The sequence below is a fragment of the Acinetobacter sp. YH12137 genome, from assembly GCF_013418535.1.
In the GTDB taxonomy this organism is placed as follows: Bacteria; Pseudomonadota; Gammaproteobacteria; order Pseudomonadales; family Moraxellaceae; genus Acinetobacter.
This window is the reverse complement of the sequence record NZ_VPBW01000001.1, coordinates 92,177-111,509: the sequence shown is the minus strand read 5'-3', so window position 1 is coordinate 111,509 and position 19,333 is coordinate 92,177. Positions and strand designations below refer to the sequence as shown.

The window sequence follows — 19,333 nt, the reverse complement described above, 5'->3', positions numbered from 1 at the left end:
CCCTTTTTTTAATGACTGCTAATAGAATGAAAAATTAATAGGCCTTGTTTTCGCTACGCAGCACTTCAACCAGATTGGCGAAGTCTTCTGGCCACGGCGCATTAAAGGTCATTTCTTCTTTGGTACGTGGATGTTTCAGGCCTAGAGTCGCTGCATGCAGTGCCTGACGTTTAAAACCACGCAAGGTGTCATCCAGCAATTGCGAAGCACCGGCTGGCATACGCACACGTGGCATATAGACCTGATCACCCACCAGACCATAGCCCAGGTAGCTAAAGTGCACACGAATCTGGTGCGTACGACCGGTTTCCAGACGTGCCTGAATACGGGTGAAATGCTGGAAGCGTTCTTTCACATTGTAGTGCGTCACCGCTTCCTTACCGCCTGGCAGGACTGCCATTTTCACACGATCCACTGGATGACGTTTAATCGGTTCATCAATGGTACCGCCGGCAATGATGTTGCCATATACGATCAGGTCATACACACGGTAGACGGTCTTTTTCTCAAGCTGCTTGCTAAGCGCAAACTGCGCTTCCAGATTTTTAGCGACAACCAATAGACCACTAGTATCTTTATCGATCCGGTGCACTAAACCTGCACGCGCCAGTTCAGAAGATTTCGGATAATGATGCAGCAAGGCATTAACCAGCGTACCGGTCATATTGCCTGCACCCGGATGCACCACCATGCCCACTGGTTTGTTAATGACAATAATGTCATCATCTTCATAGACGATATCCAGTGGAATATCTTCAGGTAGGCTACGAGTTTGTGCCTCCAGTTCAACGTTTAAAGTCAGTGTTTCAAAACCGTCACTTTTAAATTTCGGCTTAACTGGTTGACCATTCACTAATAAATTGCCGTCTTTGATCCATTGTTTGAGCTTTTCTCGAGAAAAATCGCTCCAGACCATGGCCGCAATCTGGTCGATACGTTGCCCGATATAACTTTCATCCAATTGAAATTGCAACGATAAACGTGTTGCAGTTGCGTCTGAAGTATGGTTATCTGCATCCTCAGAATCTTCAAGTAAATTGAAATCAGTATCAGGGATATTAGAATTGGAAGATTGTGCTTGACTCATTTGCTCATTCAGACAAAAGTGGTTTAATAGTGCAATTGTAGCTCATTGCCCGTATTAACAGAGGAATTTTTATGTCGCTACCACATTATAAAATGACAATGCTTGCTGTGACGTTAGGCATTGCATCGGCAATGGTAGGCTGTAGCAGTAATCCAAAAAAAGAAGTCGTGGACAAAGGTCCAGAATCTAGCGAACAGGTTTATATCCAAAAAGCACAGAACGCGCTAGATCGCAAACAATATACTGATGCAGCAAAACAGCTCGAAGCACTGGAAACCTATTATCCAACCAGCCAGTATGCACCGCAGGCGCAACTGGAACTGCTGTATGTCAAATTCCAGCAAAAAGATTATGAAGGTGCAGTGGCACTGGCAGAACGCTTTATCCGTCTGAATCCGCAACATCCAAATGTCGACTATGCTTACTATGTCCGTGGCGTAGCGAATATGGAGCAGAACTATAATGGCCTGCTGCGTTATACCTCACTAAAACAGTCACACCGTGATGTGAGCTACCTGAAAGTAGCTTACCAGAATTTTGTCGATTTCATTCGTCGCTATCCATCAAGCCCCTATGCAGTAGACGCTGCACAACGTATGAAGTTTATCGGTCAGGAACTGGCAGAAAGCGAAATGAATGCGGCCCGTTTCAATATCAAGCGTAAAGCATATTTGGCTGCTGTTGAACGTGGTTTATGGGTAATTGAACACTATCCACAAACGCCACAGATTCCAGAAGCGCTGGCAACCGTTGCTTACGGCTATGACAAGCTAGGTGACAAAGCCACAGCACAGCAATATATCGAAGTACTGAAACTAAACTATCCAGGTCTAGTGAATGCCGACGGTACCGTGAACCTGCGTGCAGCACGTAGTGAAGGCAGCTTCTTCAATCGTGCGACTTTGGGTATTTTCGGTAAAGAAGCCAAAACCGTGACCGATACGTCTAGCCAATCATCTGAAGACCAAGCAGAAAAACGCAGTCTGACCAATCGCATGACTTTTGGTTTACTCGATCGTCCTAAAACCACTGAAACTGAGCTGCCTGAACCGACTGCTGAATAAGCCGACTGTTACAGGTGCATTTTTACAAAGGGCAAGTTATCATACTTGCCCTTTTGCATTTTCTGAGCCATGCTTGAACAAATTGTGCAAACAGGTTATACCAATTAATTCATTTATAGCGTTGGATGAATCATCCTACTCTTAATTTTCAATGATTTAACACCTAAATAACGCAGCACGAGAAGCTTAGCAAACCATGGCCATTCCTCAGCATACGATTGATCAGATTCTCGATCGCACCGATATTGTCGATGTGATTGGTCAATACGTGAAACTAAAAAAAACTGGCCGCACCTATTCGGGCTGTTGTCCTTTCCATCAGGAAAAATCACCTTCTTTTCACGTCTACCGTGACAAGCAGTATTTCCACTGCTTTGGCTGTCAGGCCAACGGCAATGCCATTCGTTTTTTAATGGATATTGGCAGCCGCAATTTCATTGAAGTGATGAAAGACCTGTCCAGCCAGACCGGAATTGAACTGCCTAAAGACAATAAAGATTCCAACCGCTTAAAATACAAACGCGAAGCCAAACCAAAACCGGTTGCTACGCCACCAGTAAAAACTGCGGATACATCTACAAATCCGACGCCTGAACAACCTGCTTATTTTGATCCATTTGCTGAAATTCAGGCACCTGAAGCTGAATTTTATACGGATGACCCTTTTGCTGCTTTTGAGCAAATGCCTGCAGCAGAAGCACAAGCAGATGGCAACTTATACGACCTGCTGGAAAATATCGCGCAGTTTTATGAGCGTCAACTACCCAACAGCCCAAGTGCCCAGCAATATTTTAAACAGCGTGGTCTGACCTCAGAAACGATTGCCTACTGGCGACTCGGTTATGCACCGGAAGACTGGCAACATCTGGAAAAAGCCTTTCCACAGGATATTGAAGGTCTCAAACTTTTAGGTCTGATTCGTACCAGCGACAGTGGTCGGGATTTTGACCTGCTCCGTGATCGGGTTATTTTTCCGATTCGGGATAGTAAAGGCCGTGTGGTCGGTTTTGGTGGTCGTGCACTAAATGACGAAATTAAACCGAAATACATCAACTCACCAGATTCAGAAGTTTTCCATAAAAACCAGTTATTGTATGGCCTGTATGAAGGTCGCAAGCAGAAAGCTCAAGACTGGCTGATGGTGGAAGGCTATATGGATGTCATTGCCTTGCAGCAATATGGCATTCATGGTGCAGTGGCTACTTTGGGAACAGCAAGTAATACTGATCACCTAAATATTCTGTTCAAGCAGAATAACCGGATTACCATTGCCTTTGATGGTGATGCGGCTGGACAAAAAGCGGCACGCCGTACTCTGGAAATTGCTCTACCCTTACTGAACGATGGGCGTGAGTTAAAATTCTTTGTCCTGCCGAATGACCATGACCCAGACTCCCTGATTCGTCGTGAAGGCATTGAAAATTTCCGCCGTCTGCTGGATCAGGCACCGCTGCTCTCTGACTTTGTCTTTGCCCATCTCACCCAGAATCACGACATTGCAACGCCTGAAGGTAAAAGTCAGGTGATGGGAGAGCTACGTCAGCTAACCGAATTATTGCCAAAAGCTGGCTCATTCCGTTATCTACTACAGCAGTTCTTTCGGGAAAAACTCGGTTTTAGCCGCAAATGGCAACCCAAAGTCAATAATGACGCCTCTCTAAGCTTTAGCACCAAAATTGATGCCGAAGAATATGTCATTGCGATTCTGTTGAATCATCCTTATCTGTATATTCATTTTGAACCACTACGTGCACTGGTCAGTGAAGATCAATTGCTATTCAAGATTCTGAATATATTTAATGTGATTTTTGATGAATTGCCGGATGATCCGGAATTGTCGACCTATTATGTACTCGGTGCCTGTGCTGCACATCATCATGAGTTACAGCATATCCTGCAACATGCCAATGTCAGCGATTACACCTCTTCTCCTGAGCAGGCAGACAAACTGGCGGCAGACTTCTCAATCAAGCTGCAATATCAATGCTTACAACACAAATTAAAATCGAAAAAGTTTAGTAGCATCGCGGAGATGAAAAATCTCAAGATGCGGATTTATGAAATTGATAAAAAACGTTCCATGACCTTACTCGAAGATTAAAAACCAAGAAATAAAAAAGGCGTTTATTTTAAACGCCTTTTAAATATCGGAAAGTTATTCCAACATCATTTTAATGTTTAACCTTACGGCGATGCTGAACCACGTCCTGCAAACTGTTCTGTAGCATTTCAAAATAGCTTGGATCTTCAGCTTTGGCAGCTTCACGCAGCATGATTGAGGTCGGATGCAGAAGTTTTTGGGTCAAACGATGCGAAAATTCGGCCAATACTGTTTCAGCACTTTCACCTTTGGCAATACGTTGCATAGCAGTTGCCAGTTCTTCCTGACGTAAGCTTTCCCCATAATCCCGGTAAGCATGAATCGTACTACCCGCCTCACTCACCTTCTGCTGGGTGATCAACTCAGTCGCCAGTTGATTGACCATCACTTCCGCTTCGACCGCTGCCTGACGACGCTGCGCCAGGTTTTCATCAATCACGCTTTGCAGATCGTCCACGCCATAGAGATAAACTCCATCCAGCTTTTCAACTTTTGGATCAATATCACGCGGTACAGCCAGATCGACCAACAGCATTTGCTGGTAACGGCGCTTCTTTAAAGCAGCTTTGACATCCGGATAGTGAATGACTTGATGCAAACTACCGGTACAACTGGAAATCACATCTGCACGATGCAAGTTTGCTGCCAACTGATCAAAATCAATAATCTCGACTTCTGCACGGTGGGCAATTTCCTGCGCCAGATTCTCTGCACGAGCACGAGTCCGGTTACAGATAATGATTTTTCTGACGCCCATTTCTGCCAGATGTTTGGCCACCAGACTGTTCATTTCCCCGGCTGCCACGACCATTACAGTTAACTGCTCAGGCCGGCTAAATACTTGCAATGCTAATTGTGCAACTGCATAGCCCATCGATACTGCATGACTGCCGACTGCTGTTTCCGAGCGCACACGCTTGGCCGCATAAAAGGCATATTCAAAGATACGATTCAGGTTTTGCGAAACGGTTTTAGATTCTTTGGCAAGAGAGAGTGCGGTTTTGACCTGTCCCAGAATCTGCGGTTCACCAAGCATCAGGGAGTCGAGACCACTGGCGACACGCATCAGATGAGTGACGGCTTGCGCATTCTCATAGCAATAAACATGATTCTGTAATTGCTTGGGATCAATACCATTGGTCTGGGCGAGCCAGTTTAGCACCATGTCGACATTGTCCGACATCGCGTAAACTTCGGTCCGGTTACATGTAGACACCACCACCATATCATTCAGTACAGGGTGCTGGCTTTGCTCGGCAAGTAAAATGCTTAACTTTTCAGGGTTAAAAGCAATCTTTTCGCGCAGCTCTACAGAGGCAGTTTGATGGTTGACACCCAATGCAAAGAAAGACATATCAGGTCATCATTTCACTAAATTTATGCTATTGTGCAACATCGGTGTCATAAAAAGCATTACTTGGATAAAGAAAAATTGCGTCTAACAACTAGCCGTATAAACGGCCCTACCATTAAGCAATATTCTACCACATTCTTGCTGGTGGTTAGCATGGCTTCAACTGCTCATCTTTATGCAGCAGAAGCAGTTTACCATGCAAATCAAAATTATGATGCGATAAAACAAAGTATGATAGCCGAGTTCGCACTCGCCTATCGCGATATTCCAAACGCTTTACACAACTATACTGTGCTGGCCATTAAAAGCAATTCCACCGCGGTTAAACAGCGCGCACTCAATATCGCCCTCGAACATGAAGACCTGAATGCAGCGCTGGATATTTCTACCCATTGGGTGGTTCAGGAACCGCAAGATGTTCCGGCGTTATTCTATCTGGCGCATATTGCCTTAAAAGCCCATGAGTATGAACTGGCGGCAGAAACGCTGGAAAAGATCCTGAAAATTGATGATAACGCCGATCTGGAAGAAATTCTGGCCGGGATTGCCCCGGATGAGCCGGATGACCGTGAATATTTAATTCAGGCTCTAAGTACCAGCAAAGCCAAAGACAATCCTTCGATTCTGGTGCTGGTCGCCGGTCTGGAAGCACAAAAAGGTCAGCTAGAACAGGCTCTCAATACCATCAACCGCGCCTTAAAAAAACGTCCAAAGTCGACTGGCTATATCCTGATGAAAGCCAATCTGTTGGCGGCATTGGGTGATGATGCGGAAACGCTGAAATGGTACGAGAAAGCCAGTCGCAAACATCGCAATAACATGGATATACGTCTGGCTGAGGTTAAATACCTGATCAAGCTAAATGAAGCTGAAAAGGCCTTACAGAAACTAGAAACGATCCTGAAAAAATCACCACAACACGAAGAAGCACTGTTTATTGCCGGTCTGACCAGTATTGACCTGCAGCAATATGAACGGGCCGAAAAATACCTGGTTGAGCTCCGTTATTCGGCTCAGTACCAGAATGAAGCCTATTACTATCTGGCAGTCAATGCAGAACGCAAACAGCATTATGAAACCGCCAAGGCGTATTACCGCCTGGTGGATGGCAGCCTGTATACGGTCTCACGACGCAATATCATTGCTATCTTTGCCGAGCAGGATAAACTGCATGATGCACTGCGCTTTCTGACTCAGGAACGGGTCAATTATCCGCAACATGCCAGTTTCCTGTATCTGGCTCAAGCGGATATTCTGAAACGCATGAACAATAAGAACGCAGCGATCCGAATTCTGGAAGAAGCCAGCAAAAACCTGCCGGATGATCCGGAACTGGTCTATGCTCAAGTTTTATTGCTAGATCCACATGAAGATCGTGATCAACTGGATCAGCTGTTAAAAACCCTGCTTAAAATCGAGCCGAATAGTCCAACCTATCTGAATGCTTATGCCTATACGCTGGCCCGTCAAAATCGCCGTCTGGATGAAGCACGGCGCTATGCTGAACAGGCACTGGAATACGCACCAGAACAGGCTTCTATTCTGGATACCTATGGCTATATCTGTTACTTGCAAAATGACTTTACCACGGCTGCCCAAGTCTTGCTTAAAGCCTATGAACTGAATCCAAGTGCAAAAATTGGCGTCCGTTATGCACGTTCGCTTTATATGAAAGGCGATCTACAACAATTCCATCAAGTGTTACAACAATTACAACAAAACCATCCAAATGACCCAGAATTAAACCAACTTAATTCGCTATTGTTAGCACCACAATCCTGAACGAGTCCATTCTTTTATGCGCAACATAAGTACTTTAGGCTGCTGTTTCATTGCTTCTACTGCCCTGTTCATGAGTGGTTGTCAGCAGATGGTGCAGCAAAAAGCGCCTGTCACGCCATCGGTACAGGCTGAAAACCAGTTCCAGCTGCAAGGTAAAATCGGGGTACGTACACCTCAGCAAAGCGGCAGTGCCTTTTTTACCTGGGTTCAGCAGCAAGAAGAATTTGATATTGAACTGACTGGTATCTTAGGTGCCGGAAAAACCCAGATTTCAGGTACTCCTGGCCAAGTGACTTTGAATAGTGCCAAAACCGGCCTGATCAAGGCAGCAACGGCAGAAGAACTATTGCAACGTGCAACCGGCTGGCAAGCCCCGATTAGTCATTTAGTTGATTGGGTACAGGCACGTCCCGCGACTCAATCTGCCCAGATCCAGAAAGACAGCTCACAGCGTATCAGCCAGATTATTGAACAAGGCTGGATGGTAGATCTGAGTTATAACCAGCAGGCAACTGTTCCAAACCGCTTGATTTTAAAGCAGTCGCTTGAGAATGGGGGTGAAAACCGTATTACAATGGTGATTCAAAACCGTTAACTGGTCTGATGCAAGCCTATGATGATTCGTGTTCCCTCACCTGCAAAACTGAATTTGTTTCTCCATATCACCGGTCGCCGTCCGGATGGTTATCACGAGCTGCAAAGTATCTTTCAGTTGATAGATTTGTGTGACTGGCTAGAGTTTGAGCAAACAGATGATCAGCAGATTCAGATTGAAGGTCTAGCCTCAGTCGATTTGGAACAGAATCTCATCTATCGTGCAGCGCAGATTTTGCAGCCTTATGCCAAAACGCCTTCTGGTCTGATCATTCGACTAGAGAAGAATATTCCCATGGGTGCAGGTCTTGGTGGTGGCTCATCCAATGCAGCAACGACCTTGATTGTGCTGAATCAGTTATGGCATTGTGGCTTAAATTCTGAGCAACTGGCAGAGCTCGGCGTCAAGCTGGGCGCGGATGTGCCTATTTTTGTTCATGGTCGCAATGCCTGGGCTGAAGGTATTGGTGAACACTTAACATTCATAGACTTAGATCAAAAACAGTTCATTGTGTTAAAACCTGACTGTTTTATCAGCACTCAACAGCTTTTTTCACAAAAAACGTTGACAAGAGACACGAAGCCCTCTAAATTTTGCGCCTATCAGATAAAGCCATCTGATTTCGGAAATAACTTTGAGCCAGTGGCACGAAGCCTATATCCAGAAGTCGATGAGGCGATGCAATATCTCGATCAATTCGGTGTTGCAAAGCTTACAGGTACAGGTGCTTGTGTTTTTATCGAAGTGACTGATGATATGAATGTGACCGACATTCTTGAGAATGCACCATGTAAATCTTACTTGGTGAACAGTCTGCAAGAATCGCCATTACGTCATTTCAAGGTTCAATAGGGGTATCGCCAAGTGGTAAGGCACCGGGTTTTGATCTCGGCATCCGTTGGTTCGAATCCAGCTACCCCTGCCATTATTCACCTGTAGATGTACTGTATTAGGGGTATCGCCAAGTGGTAAGGCACCGGGTTTTGATCCCGGCATCCGTTGGTTCGAATCCAGCTACCCCTGCCATCTTACAGTTCATCAAATCTAGGGGCGTCGCCAAGTGGTAAGGCACCGGGTTTTGATCTCGGCATCCGTTGGTTCGAATCCAGCCGCCCCTGCCATTTTCTCGAAAAAAGACAGAACATCATTTGCTGTAAGACTGTTAATTTACCTTGACACAATACTGCAAAAATATTAAAGTTCTGCCGCATTAGGGGTATCGCCAAGTGGTAAGGCACCGGGTTTTGATCCCGGCATTCGTTGGTTCGAATCCAGCTACCCCTGCCATCTACTTCCATACATACCAACCGCCAAGGGTGCTTCATGCCCAATCTTGTCGTTTTTAGTGGAACCGCGCATCCACAATTCGCTCAAAAAGTCGTAAGTCACTTACATATTCCTCTAGGCGCTGCCTCTGTAGGCCAGTTCTCTGATGGCGAAATCGCTGTTGAGATCACTGAAAATGTTCGTGGTAAAGACGTATTCATCGTACAACCTACTTGTGCACCGACCAACGATAACCTGATGGAAATCCTGGTTATGGCTGACGCGTTACGCCGTGCAAGTGCTGGTCGTATTACTGCCGTGATTCCTTACTTCGGTTATGCCCGTCAAGACCGTCGTCCCCGTTCAAGCCGTGTGCCGATTACTGCAAAAGTTGTTGCAGATATGCTGACCACTGTAGGTATTGACCGTGTGGTGATGATTGACCTTCACGCTGACCAGATCCAAGGTTTCTTCGATATTCCTGTAGACAACATCTACGGTACGCCAGCCCTGCTTGCTGATTTACGCCAACAACAGCATCATAACCTGATGGTTGTTTCTCCTGACGTAGGTGGTGTAGTTCGTGCTCGTGCTGTTGCGAAACAGATGGGTGATATCGACCTGGCGATCATCGATAAACGTCGTCAAAAAGCGAATGAATCACAAGTGATGCATTTGATTGGTGATGTGAAAGATCGTGACTGTGTGATCGTTGATGACATGGTGGATACTGCTGGTACGCTTTGTAAAGCTGCTGATGCGTTGAAAACTTTCGGTGCCCGCAAAGTAGTTGCTTACGCGACTCACCCAGTATTATCTGGTAAAGCACTTGAAAATCTGAAAAATTCTGTGATCGATGAGTTGGTAGTTACTGACACCATCCCTCTTTCAGAAGAAGCTTTAGCTCTTGGCAAGATTCGCCAGGTTTCAGTTGCAAGCATGGTTGCTGAAACAATTCGTCGTATCAACAACGAAGAATCTATTAGCGCAATGTTCGATTCTTATCTATAATAGTGCGCTGAATTTCCAAAGCCCTGCCATTTGGCGGGGCTTTCTATCACCGGATCGGTCGCAGGTCCGGTTCATTTAAAACTTAAATAGGATGTCTATCATGGCAAACTTCGTATTAAACGCAGAAGCACGTGAAGTAGCACAACAAGGGAAAGGTTCGAGCCGCCGCCTTCGTCATGCTGCTAAAGTTCCAGCGATCATCTATGGTGGCGAAGCTGCTCCTGTAGCTGTTTCTCTTGAACTTCGTCAGCTTGTTAAATTCTTAGAAAGCAACTCATTCTTCGAAGAAGTGATCGAAATTGATGTAAACGGTAAAGTTGAAAGCGTTAAAATCCAAGCGTTACAACGTCACCCAGCTAAAAACACTCCAATGCACGCTGACTTCAAACGTGCATAAGTGTTAATGGTGTAGATTAGTGTCAAATATTTCACTGATTGTAGGTTTGGGCAACCCAGGTTCTGAGTATGCTCAAACCCGCCATAATGCAGGCTTCTGGTTTGTAGAACGCCTTGCAGACCAATATGGCATTAGCCTTAAAAAAGACCCTAAATTCAATGGACTCAGCGGTCGTGGCAATATCGAAGGTCAAGACGTTCGTCTCCTTCTTCCTACAACATTCATGAACCTTTCCGGTAAAAGTGTTGTTCCTTTCGCCAAATTCTACAATATCGCACCCGAATCAATCCTGATTGCCCATGATGAACTGGATATGAATCCAGGCATTATTCGCCTGAAAACTGGCGGTGGTCATGGTGGACATAACGGTTTACGCGATATCGTGCCGCATATCGGTCCGAACTTTCATCGTCTACGCATTGGTATTGGTCACCCAGGTTCTAAAGACCGTGTTTCTGGTCATGTTCTGAGTAAAGCACCAAGCAATGAACAAGAGTTAATGGACGATGCAATTGCCCATGCACTTGCTCGCGCTAAAATGCTGGTGAACGGTGAAGTACAACAGGCAATGAATCAAATCAATGCTTATAAACCGAACTAAACATTCATAAATTGCTGGACAATTCCGCTTGCCTTGCTGGCCATTTAGGCGCAAAATGCGCAAGCCTACCCACTTATCCAGTGTCGTAGAAATTGATTCAACCATAAGATCAAAGTCTTAGGTCAACTAAGGGGACGCTAGCCATGCTATCTCGTTTATTAAAATGCAAAATTCATCGCGCTTTTGTTACACATGCAGAATTACACTATGAAGGTTCATGTGCAATTGATGGCGTTTTGATGGATCTAGCTGGCATTCGTGAATACGAAGAAATTCATGTTTGGAACGTGACCAATGGTAAGCGTTTTACTACTTATGCCATTCGTGGTGAAGATAATTCAGGGATTATTTCTGTGAATGGTGGTGCTGCGCACCAGGCTGATGTTGGTGATATCGTGATTATCGCAACATTTGGTGATTTCACTGAAGCCGAAGCCAATGCTCATAAACCACGTCTGGTTTATGCCAACCCGGATAACACTGTGAATCACACTGCAAATTGCATTCCGGTACAGGTTGCCTAAGCTGGTTCAACAAGATTCTCAAAAGCTCGCTTCTCGCGGGCTTTTTTATGGGCTGATTAAAATAAAACTAACGCCCCTGCCACCAGCTTTTTCGGTTCTCACAGTTTAAGGACTTAAGATTTTGATCTACCAGGTCAGCCAACAAAGTTTCTCCATTTTCTTTTAGCTTTAATTCGGCGAATTTAGCATTACGATAACAAGGCTCAAGTCCCTCAGCGAACATAAAACTGTTGGCAGCCGGATATAAGCCTTCAAAGGTATTCCGTGGATTTTTCAGGATTAGTCGCGCTGAGCGTGGCTGATCCAGCGCACTTCGATTAAAACTGGTTTTGACAACTCTTCTTTGCTCATCAAGCTGTACATAGCTTAGTACACGGGACTGGTTTTCAAAATCTTGAATACTGATTTTAGGTTCTGATTGTTCTGATCTATTCTCCGCTGCTAGTGCACTAAAATGCAGATCATAATTCAGCGCCATATAATCGCCTTGCAGAATTGATCGCGGATCTACTGGTGCCAGCTCCACATAAATACTTTGGCTATCTCGAAGATGCCATTCATGTTGCGCAATCAATCCACAAAATAAGGCAATACTGAAAATAGCCAGATGCAAAGGAAGAAACTTTTTCATCTTGCCTCTCCTTGCTCATGTTGTAGTTTTGACCCCTTTAAAATATAGGCCAGCAACAAGACCAGTATCCCTGAAGCAAAGATACTGATGCTTTTTAATAGGAAGCTTAAGCCCAGATTGTAATACAGCATCCATAGCCAGAAGATCAGCAATGAAATGGTAAGTGCCTGTATAAGTCGTTGCTGATAGACCACTGCCCACGCCATAAGCAGCATAATAATAAAAATCTCAAAATAGCCCAACAGAATGAGTAAGATGCCAAATACAGGAATCAGCCAGAGCAATTTTTCAGAAAATTGCTGCCAGTTTTGCCAGATAAAACCAAGCAACAATAAGCTCGGAAGAACATAAAACAGCAGAACGTGGTCAAGGCTGATCTGCCCGATGCCCTGCCAGTGCTCTAATCCAGTCACAGATTGAACCACGGCTGAACCTGTCAGCATAGCAATGATCCAGAGCAGAATACTTTTCTGATAAATTGAGGACTGCCAATATCTAGCGGTTAGAATTAGCCCGATAAAAATGACATAGTTCAAGCTTAGGGCAAGCGTGATTACGATATCATCATGTTTAAAGGAATTTTCTAAGGCGAGAACGACTATTGCTAAAGCATGTGTAATCAGCAGCTGTAAGGTCAGAATAAACCAGTGCATCCGTTTGATCACAGTCAGAGCCAGCATCATTAATTGCAACAACCATACTATAAACAGACTATCGGTGAGCAATTCCGTATGAATTAATACTGCAGCTTGCCCGCAAACCCAAAGACAATAGGCAAACTGACGTAAAAATATGGAATTCTTTTGACTTAATAATTTCCAAGCGATGCCAATAAAAATGAGACCTAAAACAATTGAAACTGCTTTCCAATAGGTCAGTAATAAGACTGCCAGAATAATTCCAGCTATCCATGCACCAAGTGCCAAAGGAATGACGGAGAATTTGGTTTGTGGAAAAATTTTCTTTAGGGCAAAACTGATCAGCGCAAACCAGCCAAAGATCAGCATTGCCAAGATAAATAAGCCCGCTGCTGAATTGGTAAGCTGATCGTCCACCAGTTCAAACAGCCATAGGCTCAAACTGGCAGCCAAGCCTGCAATCAGTAAAATGGTTTCTAGTGCCTGATGCTTACGATAAAAATAAAATGCAGCCCCTGCTGGTAGAACAACTGAAGAAGCCAGATAGATCAGCTGAAAATGATGGGTAAACTGCATCATACTGCTGATCGAAATCATGATAATGAATGCAATAAACAGATATCGCAGTAACGAATAATAACGTATGGCAAAGGCAAAGCTGATGGCCGTCAGTAGATTCAAAGTCAGTAGATATAATCCTTCTGCCCGTATCATCCAGAAACTTTGCTTAAAGTAAAAATACAATGCCAGCTGACTGACCACACAAAGCATGGCAAAAACCCCGATATTTAGTCGATATAGCCACGGCAACAGCAATACGGCCCAGAGCAGAAATAACTGATAACTATCCGCACCAGTCTGATAGATCTGCCCAATCACCACCAGACTTAAGCCCAGCATCAGGCCAGATACAGTATCCAGACTCTGTCTGATCCATTCCCGCTGATTAAAGTAAATGCTGGCTATTGCACTACAGAGTAAAACCAGCATTGGAATTGCTAACTGTACCTGATTCGGTAGCATCCACCAGTTCGCAGCCATTAAATACAGCAAACTGACTGCAATCAGCGCAACGCCCAAAATATTGAGATAACGCAAAACCTTTGCATCACAAAACAGCAAGGGAGAAAATGGATTATTATGGATCAGCTCGGTTTTCTTCATTGTCAGAATGATTGATCAATTTCTATTGTTAATAGCAACATAACATGTTTCCAGTTTTTTGCTAAAGGACTGTAGTAATTCAGATAATCTGTTTTGCTTATCTGAAATTCTGCAAATTCGTGACTGGCCAAACTATCCCATCTTTTAAAAATCAGGACTATAATGGCCCTACATCGCTTCAGGGCGGGGTGAGATTCCCCACCGGTGGTAATTTCAGGGTAGTAAATCTCTATTCCTAAATCAGCCCACGAGCGGTCAATTTCGATTGATCTGCAGATCTGGTGCAAATCCAGAGCCGACGGTATAGTCCGGATGAAAGAAGACGAAAGCAGTACACCCTGTTTTATGCCTGGCATGAAACTGTTTTGCTATAAGCCTATTTTCACTATGTCCTGAAATGTTCAATCGTACTTTTACTTTACGTGAGCGTTTCAATGTCAAGTTTGATTCAACCCGAAATTTTCTTTTCCGCTTTAGCTCCCGCTGAACAGCGCATCCAACAAGCACTTGAAGACATCCGCCAAGGCAGACCTGTTCTGGTGATGGATGACTTTGACCGCGAGAATGAAGTCGACCTCATCATTGCAGCAGAGACTTTGACTGTAGAAACCATGGCTCGTATGATTCGTGATGGTTCCGGTATTGTGTGCCTATGTCTGACTGATGAACTGGCCAATCATTTAGAACTGCCACCTATGGTGCAGGATAACTCTAGTCAGTTTAAAACTGCATTTACTGTCACCATTGAAGCTGCGGAAGGTGTGACGACTGGTGTATCTGCCAAAGACCGTACCACCACGATTAAAGCAGCCATTAAAGACGGCGCTGTCGCCAGTGACCTGAATCGCCCAGGGCATGTCTTCCCTTTACGTGCCCGTGAAGGCGGTGTGCTGACCCGTCGTGGTCATACCGAAGGTACAATTGACCTTGCTCGTCTGGCGGGTTTAAAACCTGCTGGCGTACTGTGTGAACTGACCAACCCAGATGGCACCATGGCTTCTGGCATTCAGGTATTGTCTTATGCACAGACTCATCAGCTGACCGTGATCACTATTGATGAACTGGTGCATTACCGCCAGCAGCACAATGTCTAAGATGTAAAGATAAAAAATCCCGACTTAAGACCGGGATTTTTATTTTATATAAATATTTTTAGATGAGTACAGACAATATTCCATAGACTGCGACTACCAATAAAATCAAACCGCACAAACCAAGCAAATAAGGATACAGCCTGGATTTAGCAAAGCGTTGAAAGCCTAAATAAACTAATGACAGAGTCAAAAAATCCAGCACAATCCAGCTGATCGTCAGAATCACTAAGCTGGAATCTAAGTTTGGAGTAATGCCGATAAACTGCGGGAAAAATGCAGCAAAGAAAATAATATCTTTGGGGTTGGAGATCCCCACCAGAAAACCGGTTCGAAATCCTCCCTGTACTGGCTGCAAGCCTTGTGAACTGGTTGAACCCTGCCCTTGCCAGACTTCCCGGAAAATCTGGATTCCCAGCCAGGCAATATATAAACAGCCAAGCAGCTTGATGCCATTCAGCCAGTTTTCATTAATGACCAATAAGCCTTTTAAGCTAAAAATAGATAAGGTGATCAATACCAGAGAAGCAAAATTCGTCCCGAAAATGGTCTGCAAAGCATGCTTATAGCCACCTTTCAGTCCAGCACTAGCGACCAGCAACATCACAGGCCCAGGTGTGGCAATCATGATAACGACGGCCAGACAATAGAGAATATATTCACTGATATTCATGCCATTTCCTCAGCTATCATGATTTTACTAAATAAAAAAGAGGACTTAGTCCTCTTCCTGCATATGAATCAGATGCTGGCTGATCCCATCTGCCCGTAAAAAAGCCAGGTCATAACTGGCTTTGGCGAGTGCCAGTACCCGACGTTCGAATTCATCCCAAAGCGGGCGCACCTGTTTGTAATGAATGCCTAAACCGCTTTCATCAGTAAAATGACGATTCTTTTCACAGAGTTTTAAGGCATGGTAAAGCTTACGACCTTTAGTCGCATCTTCACGTAGACGCACCCGTTTAGACAGGACAAATGTTTCCACTTTGGCCAGATTCGCCATCGGCAGCATCGGGACCAAAATCTGATCTAGCTGTGCATCCAGCCGCTGCCAGACCGCAGTATGTTGATCTGCGTTATAACTATTCCAGTGAATCACTTCATGATTAAAACGGCGGCAACCACGACAGACCGCATCACCAAATACGGTTGAGCAACGCCCTGCGCAAGGGGTCAAAGATGCAATACGACGATCCGAACTCAAAACTTACTCCAACTGTGCTGCAACTTCCAGCATCTGCATCATTGCATCAAAATCCTGGGTCGGCATGACTATACACGCTCTCCCTATCGATTTGAAGTCCGTTAAAACCCGGCCTTTTACTCGCTTATTCATTCAAATCACGTTAAAATATGCGCCTTTCAAATTATCATGCTACGTTGGAGTATTCCATGAACGCTACTGTAGAACAGCTTGCACCTGTAGAACAGCAAGCGACGACTGGTTGGGTTGTTGCCGCACTTTATCAATTCAAAGAAGTTCAAGATCCTGAGGGTCTGCAACAACGTCTTTTAGACTTGGTAAAAACCATCAACCTTTGCGGTACTCTAATTGTGGCAGGTGAAGGCATTAACGGGACTGTTGCGGGTAACCGTGAAGCCATCGACAAAGTACATCAGTTTCTGCTTGATGAAGGCTTCAACGAAATGGAATACAAAGAGTCGCATAGCTCTGACAAACCATTCCGTAAAATGAAGATCAAGCTGAAAAAAGAGATTGTGACTTTAGGTGTGCCGGTTAAGCCACGTGATCTGGTTGGCCATTATCTTGATCCTAAAGAATGGAACGAGCTGATTGCACGTGATGATGTGATTCTGGTTGATACCCGTAATGATTACGAATACAAAGCCGGTACCTTCAAAGGCGCAATCGATCCAAAAACTGAAACTTTCCGTGAATTCCCTGAATATGTGAAAAAGAACCTGGAACAGCACAAGGATAAGAAAATTGCCATGTTCTGTACCGGTGGTATTCGTTGTGAAAAATCAACTTCTTTATTGCTTCAGGAAGGCTTTAAAGAGGTGTATCACCTGAAAGGCGGTATTCTGAAATACCTAGAAGAAACTCCAGCTGAAGAAAGTCTTTGGGAAGGTGAATGTTTCGTATTTGATGGCCGTACTGCAGTTACACATGGTGTGGAAGAAGGTCAAAATACCAAATGTCATGCGTGTGGCTGGCCATTAACACCTGAAGAGGCAGCGCTGCCAAGTTATGAACACGGCGTATCTTGTGTGTACTGCATCGATAAAACTACCGAGAAACAAAAAGAAGGTTTCCGTATGCGTCAATCGCAAATTCTGGCTGCAAAACGTAAACGTCTCTAATTCCAGTTTTGTAACTAAAAATATCTAAGCCCTCTTCGGAGGGCTTTTTGTTTACATAAGCATTACATCTGCAATAAAAAACTTACCAATCCCTTACCAAGAACAGCATATTTTTACAGCTAAGCTTGATAGTCTTTATATCACATTACTTTGTTACCATAAGTCTTTCATTATTAATTAATTTTTTAAATGAAAAGGAAAACAAAATGGCCAATTCACTTGCTCGGGATCCAGATAATATTGTTAGATTCCAACCTAAAGAAAATACAAAACTGGAACGTATTACCCAACTGACAGATGAGCTAGAAGCAGAATCACATCTGTTTATTGTGATCTTGGGAACTATCATTGGTGCCATTCTTGCCCTGTTTATTGGCTACCATATTGAGGCTACAGCAGCACACTATTTACTGCTCAGTGCTCTGCCAGTTTGCCTGGCTTACAGCTTACGTAAAGTTTACATTTATACCTTAACCCATAGTTAATCCGCACTTGGCCATTTATATAACTTAACTTTACCCTCTTAAAGATACTGCTTAGGATACAAGCAGTATTTTTTATTTTGCCAATTTTATGAATCTGACTGAATGGATTATTTCTGTCATGGAACAGCTGGGCTACTGGGGCATTGCCTTGCTCATGTTTCTTGACAATGTCTTTCCCCCGATCCCCTCTGAAATTATTATGCCTTCTGCCGGCTATTCCGCTTCTCAGGGAGAATTGCTGCTGGTCGGTGTCATTATTGCAGGCAGTATCGGTTCGTTGTTAGCAGCGGCATTGCTCTATTGGATTGGCTACAAATTCAACCACGACAGTATTTTCAGATTTGTAGACAAATACGGAAAATTCCTGTTTATCAAATCTGAAGACGTGAAAAAATCTCTGGAATGGTTCGAGCAGTATGGACACCGGATTGTGTTCTTTGGCCGGATGGTTCCGGCAGTACGTTCCCTCATCAGTATCCCGGCTGGCATGAGCCATATGCCTTTCTGGAAATTCATGTTCTATAGTGGACTAGGTACTGTTATCTGGACCACTTTCCTGGCCTGTGTCGGTTTTTATTTTGGTGAAAATCAGGAATTGATGCACAAAATCTTCAGTCAGGTCAGTTATGTGATTATTGCGATTGTCGTGATCATCATGGGCTGGGTTTTATACCGTAGACATCAACGTAAAAATCGTCCATCCTGAAGAGACCTCAGCATAAGGAGGCTAAAACGATGTCGCACTATCTTAAATATTTTGCCACCGTTTATCTGACTCTGGTCTTAATAGTCGGCATACTCATCTACGTGTTCAATCTGGGCGCCATTCTGCTGATTCCTGCCCTGATTGCCTCCGCCTTTCTCAGCGCCCGGTACTTTGTAAAAAAAGAACTCCGACTACCCACCCAGGAAGAGAAAAGCAGACTGGTCTGGGGTTCCACGATTATTGCCATGACCTTCGGATTTATCTTTTTGTTTATAGTCATCTGGCTGCATCCGCAGACGGAGGAAATCTATAGAAGGATGGCCTATACAGGACGCGGGCCAAATTCGTTTCTGGTAGCTGCAAGTATTGCTTTACATGCCTTGCTGTTCCATATCGCCTACAATGGCTATGCGCGTTACAGCTTGAGCAAGCGTACCGGTGCTGATCATAAACCTTAGATTAAATCATCCACTAGTCCAAACGTTGTACAAAACACCTGAGCTAAAAAAAG

Annotated in this window: 21 protein-coding genes, 4 tRNA genes and 1 riboswitch; of the genes, 18 read left to right on the top strand and 7 right to left on the bottom strand. The window is 44.4% G+C overall.

Features of this window, described 5'->3' with window-relative positions:
- Positions 1 to 34 precede the first annotated feature (34 nt).
- The gene (gene rluD / locus FTU72_RS00560) at positions 35 to 1,087 is read right to left on the bottom strand and encodes a 23S rRNA pseudouridine(1911/1915/1917) synthase RluD (protein WP_004784827.1); all 1,053 of its coding nucleotides are present in this window, start codon (positions 1,085 to 1,087) and stop codon (positions 35 to 37) included.
- Between the two features lie 71 nt (positions 1,088 to 1,158).
- Between rluD and FTU72_RS00555 the strand changes: the two genes are divergently transcribed.
- A complete protein-coding gene (locus FTU72_RS00555) occupies positions 1,159 to 2,151 on the top strand; it encodes an outer membrane protein assembly factor BamD (RefSeq protein ID WP_166137837.1) in 993 nt (330 codons plus the stop codon).
- Between the two features lie 196 nt (positions 2,152 to 2,347).
- Positions 2,348 to 4,252 carry a DNA primase gene (locus FTU72_RS00550; RefSeq protein WP_180010596.1) on the top strand — a complete coding sequence of 635 codons (1,905 nt, stop codon included), beginning with the start codon at positions 2,348 to 2,350 and terminating at the stop codon, positions 4,250 to 4,252.
- A 70-nt stretch (positions 4,253 to 4,322) separates the two neighbouring features.
- Here FTU72_RS00550 and hemA read toward each other — a convergent pair whose 3' ends face one another.
- Positions 4,323 to 5,606, bottom strand: a complete 1,284-nt coding sequence (hemA, locus tag FTU72_RS00545; protein ID WP_180010594.1) for a glutamyl-tRNA reductase — start codon at positions 5,604 to 5,606, stop codon at positions 4,323 to 4,325.
- Between the two features lie 78 nt (positions 5,607 to 5,684).
- On the opposite strand from hemA, the gene FTU72_RS00540 reads away from it, so the two are divergent.
- The 11 genes from FTU72_RS00540 (at position 5,685) to panD (ending at position 11,782) form a co-directional block, all read left to right on the top strand.
- The gene (locus FTU72_RS00540) at positions 5,685 to 7,388 is read left to right on the top strand and encodes a tetratricopeptide repeat protein (RefSeq protein ID WP_166137843.1); all 1,704 of its coding nucleotides are present in this window, start codon (positions 5,685 to 5,687) and stop codon (positions 7,386 to 7,388) included.
- Between the two features lie 16 nt (positions 7,389 to 7,404).
- Entirely contained in the window at positions 7,405 to 7,983 is a 579-nt protein-coding gene (gene lolB, locus FTU72_RS00535; RefSeq protein WP_166137845.1) for a lipoprotein insertase outer membrane protein LolB, read from the top strand.
- Between the two features lie 21 nt (positions 7,984 to 8,004).
- A complete protein-coding gene (gene ispE, locus FTU72_RS00530) occupies positions 8,005 to 8,835 on the top strand; it encodes a 4-(cytidine 5'-diphospho)-2-C-methyl-D-erythritol kinase (RefSeq protein ID WP_180052302.1) in 831 nt (276 codons plus the stop codon).
- Positions 8,834 to 8,908: transfer RNA gene (locus FTU72_RS00525), tRNA-Gln, on the top strand. The genes ispE and FTU72_RS00525 overlap by 2 nt, the downstream gene beginning before the upstream one ends.
- A 26-nt stretch (positions 8,909 to 8,934) precedes the next feature.
- A tRNA-Gln gene (locus tag FTU72_RS00520) sits at positions 8,935 to 9,009 on the top strand.
- A gap of 20 nt (positions 9,010 to 9,029) precedes the next feature.
- Positions 9,030 to 9,104 (top strand) — tRNA-Gln (locus FTU72_RS00515).
- A gap of 91 nt (positions 9,105 to 9,195) precedes the next feature.
- Positions 9,196 to 9,270: transfer RNA gene (locus FTU72_RS00510), tRNA-Gln, on the top strand.
- Positions 9,271 to 9,306: 36 nt separating this feature from the next.
- Positions 9,307 to 10,260, top strand: a complete 954-nt coding sequence (locus FTU72_RS00505; RefSeq protein WP_004784839.1) for a ribose-phosphate pyrophosphokinase — start codon at positions 9,307 to 9,309, stop codon at positions 10,258 to 10,260.
- Positions 10,261 to 10,360: 100 nt separating this feature from the next.
- Entirely contained in the window at positions 10,361 to 10,657 is a 297-nt protein-coding gene (gene rplY / locus FTU72_RS00500) for a 50S ribosomal protein L25 (RefSeq protein WP_004784841.1), read from the top strand.
- Between the two features lie 19 nt (positions 10,658 to 10,676).
- Complete coding sequence (pth, locus tag FTU72_RS00495; RefSeq protein WP_180052303.1) at positions 10,677 to 11,258, top strand: aminoacyl-tRNA hydrolase; 582 nt, start codon at positions 10,677 to 10,679, stop codon at positions 11,256 to 11,258.
- Between the two features lie 143 nt (positions 11,259 to 11,401).
- Complete coding sequence (panD, locus tag FTU72_RS00490; protein ID WP_004784844.1) at positions 11,402 to 11,782, top strand: aspartate 1-decarboxylase; 381 nt, start codon at positions 11,402 to 11,404, stop codon at positions 11,780 to 11,782.
- Positions 11,783 to 11,849: 67 nt separating this feature from the next.
- Here panD and FTU72_RS00485 read toward each other — a convergent pair whose 3' ends face one another.
- A complete protein-coding gene (locus tag FTU72_RS00485; protein WP_159123458.1) occupies positions 11,850 to 12,413 on the bottom strand; it encodes a GDYXXLXY domain-containing protein in 564 nt (187 codons plus the stop codon).
- Positions 12,410 to 14,215 carry a DUF2157 domain-containing protein gene (locus tag FTU72_RS00480; protein WP_180052304.1) on the bottom strand — a complete coding sequence of 602 codons (1,806 nt, stop codon included), beginning with the start codon at positions 14,213 to 14,215 and terminating at the stop codon, positions 12,410 to 12,412. The genes FTU72_RS00485 and FTU72_RS00480 overlap by 4 nt, the downstream gene beginning before the upstream one ends.
- Positions 14,216 to 14,386: 171 nt before the next feature.
- Positions 14,387 to 14,543: riboswitch (FMN riboswitch) on the top strand.
- Between the two features lie 106 nt (positions 14,544 to 14,649).
- Between FTU72_RS00480 and ribB the strand changes: the two genes are divergently transcribed.
- Positions 14,650 to 15,309 carry a 3,4-dihydroxy-2-butanone-4-phosphate synthase gene (ribB, locus tag FTU72_RS00475; RefSeq protein ID WP_180052305.1) on the top strand — a complete coding sequence of 220 codons (660 nt, stop codon included), beginning with the start codon at positions 14,650 to 14,652 and terminating at the stop codon, positions 15,307 to 15,309.
- Positions 15,310 to 15,367: 58 nt separating this feature from the next.
- Here the strand turns inward: ribB and FTU72_RS00470 are convergent, their stop codons facing one another.
- The 3 genes from FTU72_RS00470 to FTU72_RS16305 are packed head-to-tail and all read right to left on the bottom strand — an operon-like array spanning position 15,368 to position 16,642.
- A complete protein-coding gene (locus tag FTU72_RS00470; protein WP_166137851.1) occupies positions 15,368 to 15,979 on the bottom strand; it encodes a LysE family translocator in 612 nt (203 codons plus the stop codon).
- Between the two features lie 45 nt (positions 15,980 to 16,024).
- The gene (locus FTU72_RS00465) at positions 16,025 to 16,510 is read right to left on the bottom strand and encodes a DUF1289 domain-containing protein (protein WP_179992824.1); all 486 of its coding nucleotides are present in this window, start codon (positions 16,508 to 16,510) and stop codon (positions 16,025 to 16,027) included.
- 3 nt (positions 16,511 to 16,513) lie between these two features.
- On the bottom strand, positions 16,514 to 16,642 hold the full coding sequence (locus FTU72_RS16305; RefSeq protein WP_257218376.1) for a hypothetical protein: 129 nt from the start codon (positions 16,640 to 16,642) through the stop codon (positions 16,514 to 16,516).
- A gap of 56 nt (positions 16,643 to 16,698) precedes the next feature.
- On the opposite strand from FTU72_RS16305, the gene FTU72_RS00460 reads away from it, so the two are divergent.
- From FTU72_RS00460 to FTU72_RS00445, 4 genes are all read left to right on the top strand, one after another.
- A complete protein-coding gene (locus FTU72_RS00460; RefSeq protein ID WP_004784858.1) occupies positions 16,699 to 17,631 on the top strand; it encodes a rhodanese-related sulfurtransferase in 933 nt (310 codons plus the stop codon).
- A gap of 206 nt (positions 17,632 to 17,837) precedes the next feature.
- On the top strand, positions 17,838 to 18,116 hold the full coding sequence (locus FTU72_RS00455; protein WP_159123452.1) for an FUSC family protein: 279 nt from the start codon (positions 17,838 to 17,840) through the stop codon (positions 18,114 to 18,116).
- An 88-nt stretch (positions 18,117 to 18,204) separates the two neighbouring features.
- A complete protein-coding gene (locus tag FTU72_RS00450) occupies positions 18,205 to 18,822 on the top strand; it encodes a DedA family protein (RefSeq protein ID WP_180052306.1) in 618 nt (205 codons plus the stop codon).
- Positions 18,823 to 18,851: 29 nt separating this feature from the next.
- Entirely contained in the window at positions 18,852 to 19,280 is a 429-nt protein-coding gene (locus FTU72_RS00445) for an ABZJ_00895 family protein (protein ID WP_159123450.1), read from the top strand.
- Positions 19,281 to 19,333: the final 53 nt, after the last annotated feature.

Bases quoted from the DNA above. Each gene is read 5' to 3' on its own strand.
- rluD (WP_004784827.1), bottom strand. From the start codon at position 1,087: ATGAGTCAAGCACAATCTTCCAATTCTAATATCCCTGATACTGATTTC.
- FTU72_RS00555 (WP_166137837.1), top strand. From the start codon at position 1,159: ATGTCGCTACCACATTATAAAATGACAATGCTTGCTGTGACGTTAGGC.
- FTU72_RS00550 (WP_180010596.1), top strand. From the start codon at position 2,348: ATGGCCATTCCTCAGCATACGATTGATCAGATTCTCGATCGCACCGAT.
- hemA (WP_180010594.1), bottom strand. From the start codon at position 5,606: ATGTCTTTCTTTGCATTGGGTGTCAACCATCAAACTGCCTCTGTAGAG.
- lolB (WP_166137845.1), top strand. From the start codon at position 7,405: ATGCGCAACATAAGTACTTTAGGCTGCTGTTTCATTGCTTCTACTGCC.
- ispE (WP_180052302.1), top strand. From the start codon at position 8,005: ATGATTCGTGTTCCCTCACCTGCAAAACTGAATTTGTTTCTCCATATC.
- FTU72_RS00505 (WP_004784839.1), top strand. From the start codon at position 9,307: ATGCCCAATCTTGTCGTTTTTAGTGGAACCGCGCATCCACAATTCGCT.
- rplY (WP_004784841.1), top strand. From the start codon at position 10,361: ATGGCAAACTTCGTATTAAACGCAGAAGCACGTGAAGTAGCACAACAA.
- panD (WP_004784844.1), top strand. From the start codon at position 11,402: ATGCTATCTCGTTTATTAAAATGCAAAATTCATCGCGCTTTTGTTACA.
- FTU72_RS00485 (WP_159123458.1), bottom strand. From the start codon at position 12,413: ATGAAAAAGTTTCTTCCTTTGCATCTGGCTATTTTCAGTATTGCCTTA.
- FTU72_RS00480 (WP_180052304.1), bottom strand. From the start codon at position 14,215: ATGAAGAAAACCGAGCTGATCCATAATAATCCATTTTCTCCCTTGCTG.
- ribB (WP_180052305.1), top strand. From the start codon at position 14,650: ATGTCAAGTTTGATTCAACCCGAAATTTTCTTTTCCGCTTTAGCTCCC.
- FTU72_RS00470 (WP_166137851.1), bottom strand. From the start codon at position 15,979: ATGAATATCAGTGAATATATTCTCTATTGTCTGGCCGTCGTTATCATG.
- FTU72_RS16305 (WP_257218376.1), bottom strand. From the start codon at position 16,642: ATGAATAAGCGAGTAAAAGGCCGGGTTTTAACGGACTTCAAATCGATA.
- FTU72_RS00460 (WP_004784858.1), top strand. From the start codon at position 16,699: ATGAACGCTACTGTAGAACAGCTTGCACCTGTAGAACAGCAAGCGACG.
- FTU72_RS00455 (WP_159123452.1), top strand. From the start codon at position 17,838: ATGGCCAATTCACTTGCTCGGGATCCAGATAATATTGTTAGATTCCAA.
- FTU72_RS00450 (WP_180052306.1), top strand. From the start codon at position 18,205: ATGAATCTGACTGAATGGATTATTTCTGTCATGGAACAGCTGGGCTAC.
- FTU72_RS00445 (WP_159123450.1), top strand. From the start codon at position 18,852: ATGTCGCACTATCTTAAATATTTTGCCACCGTTTATCTGACTCTGGTC.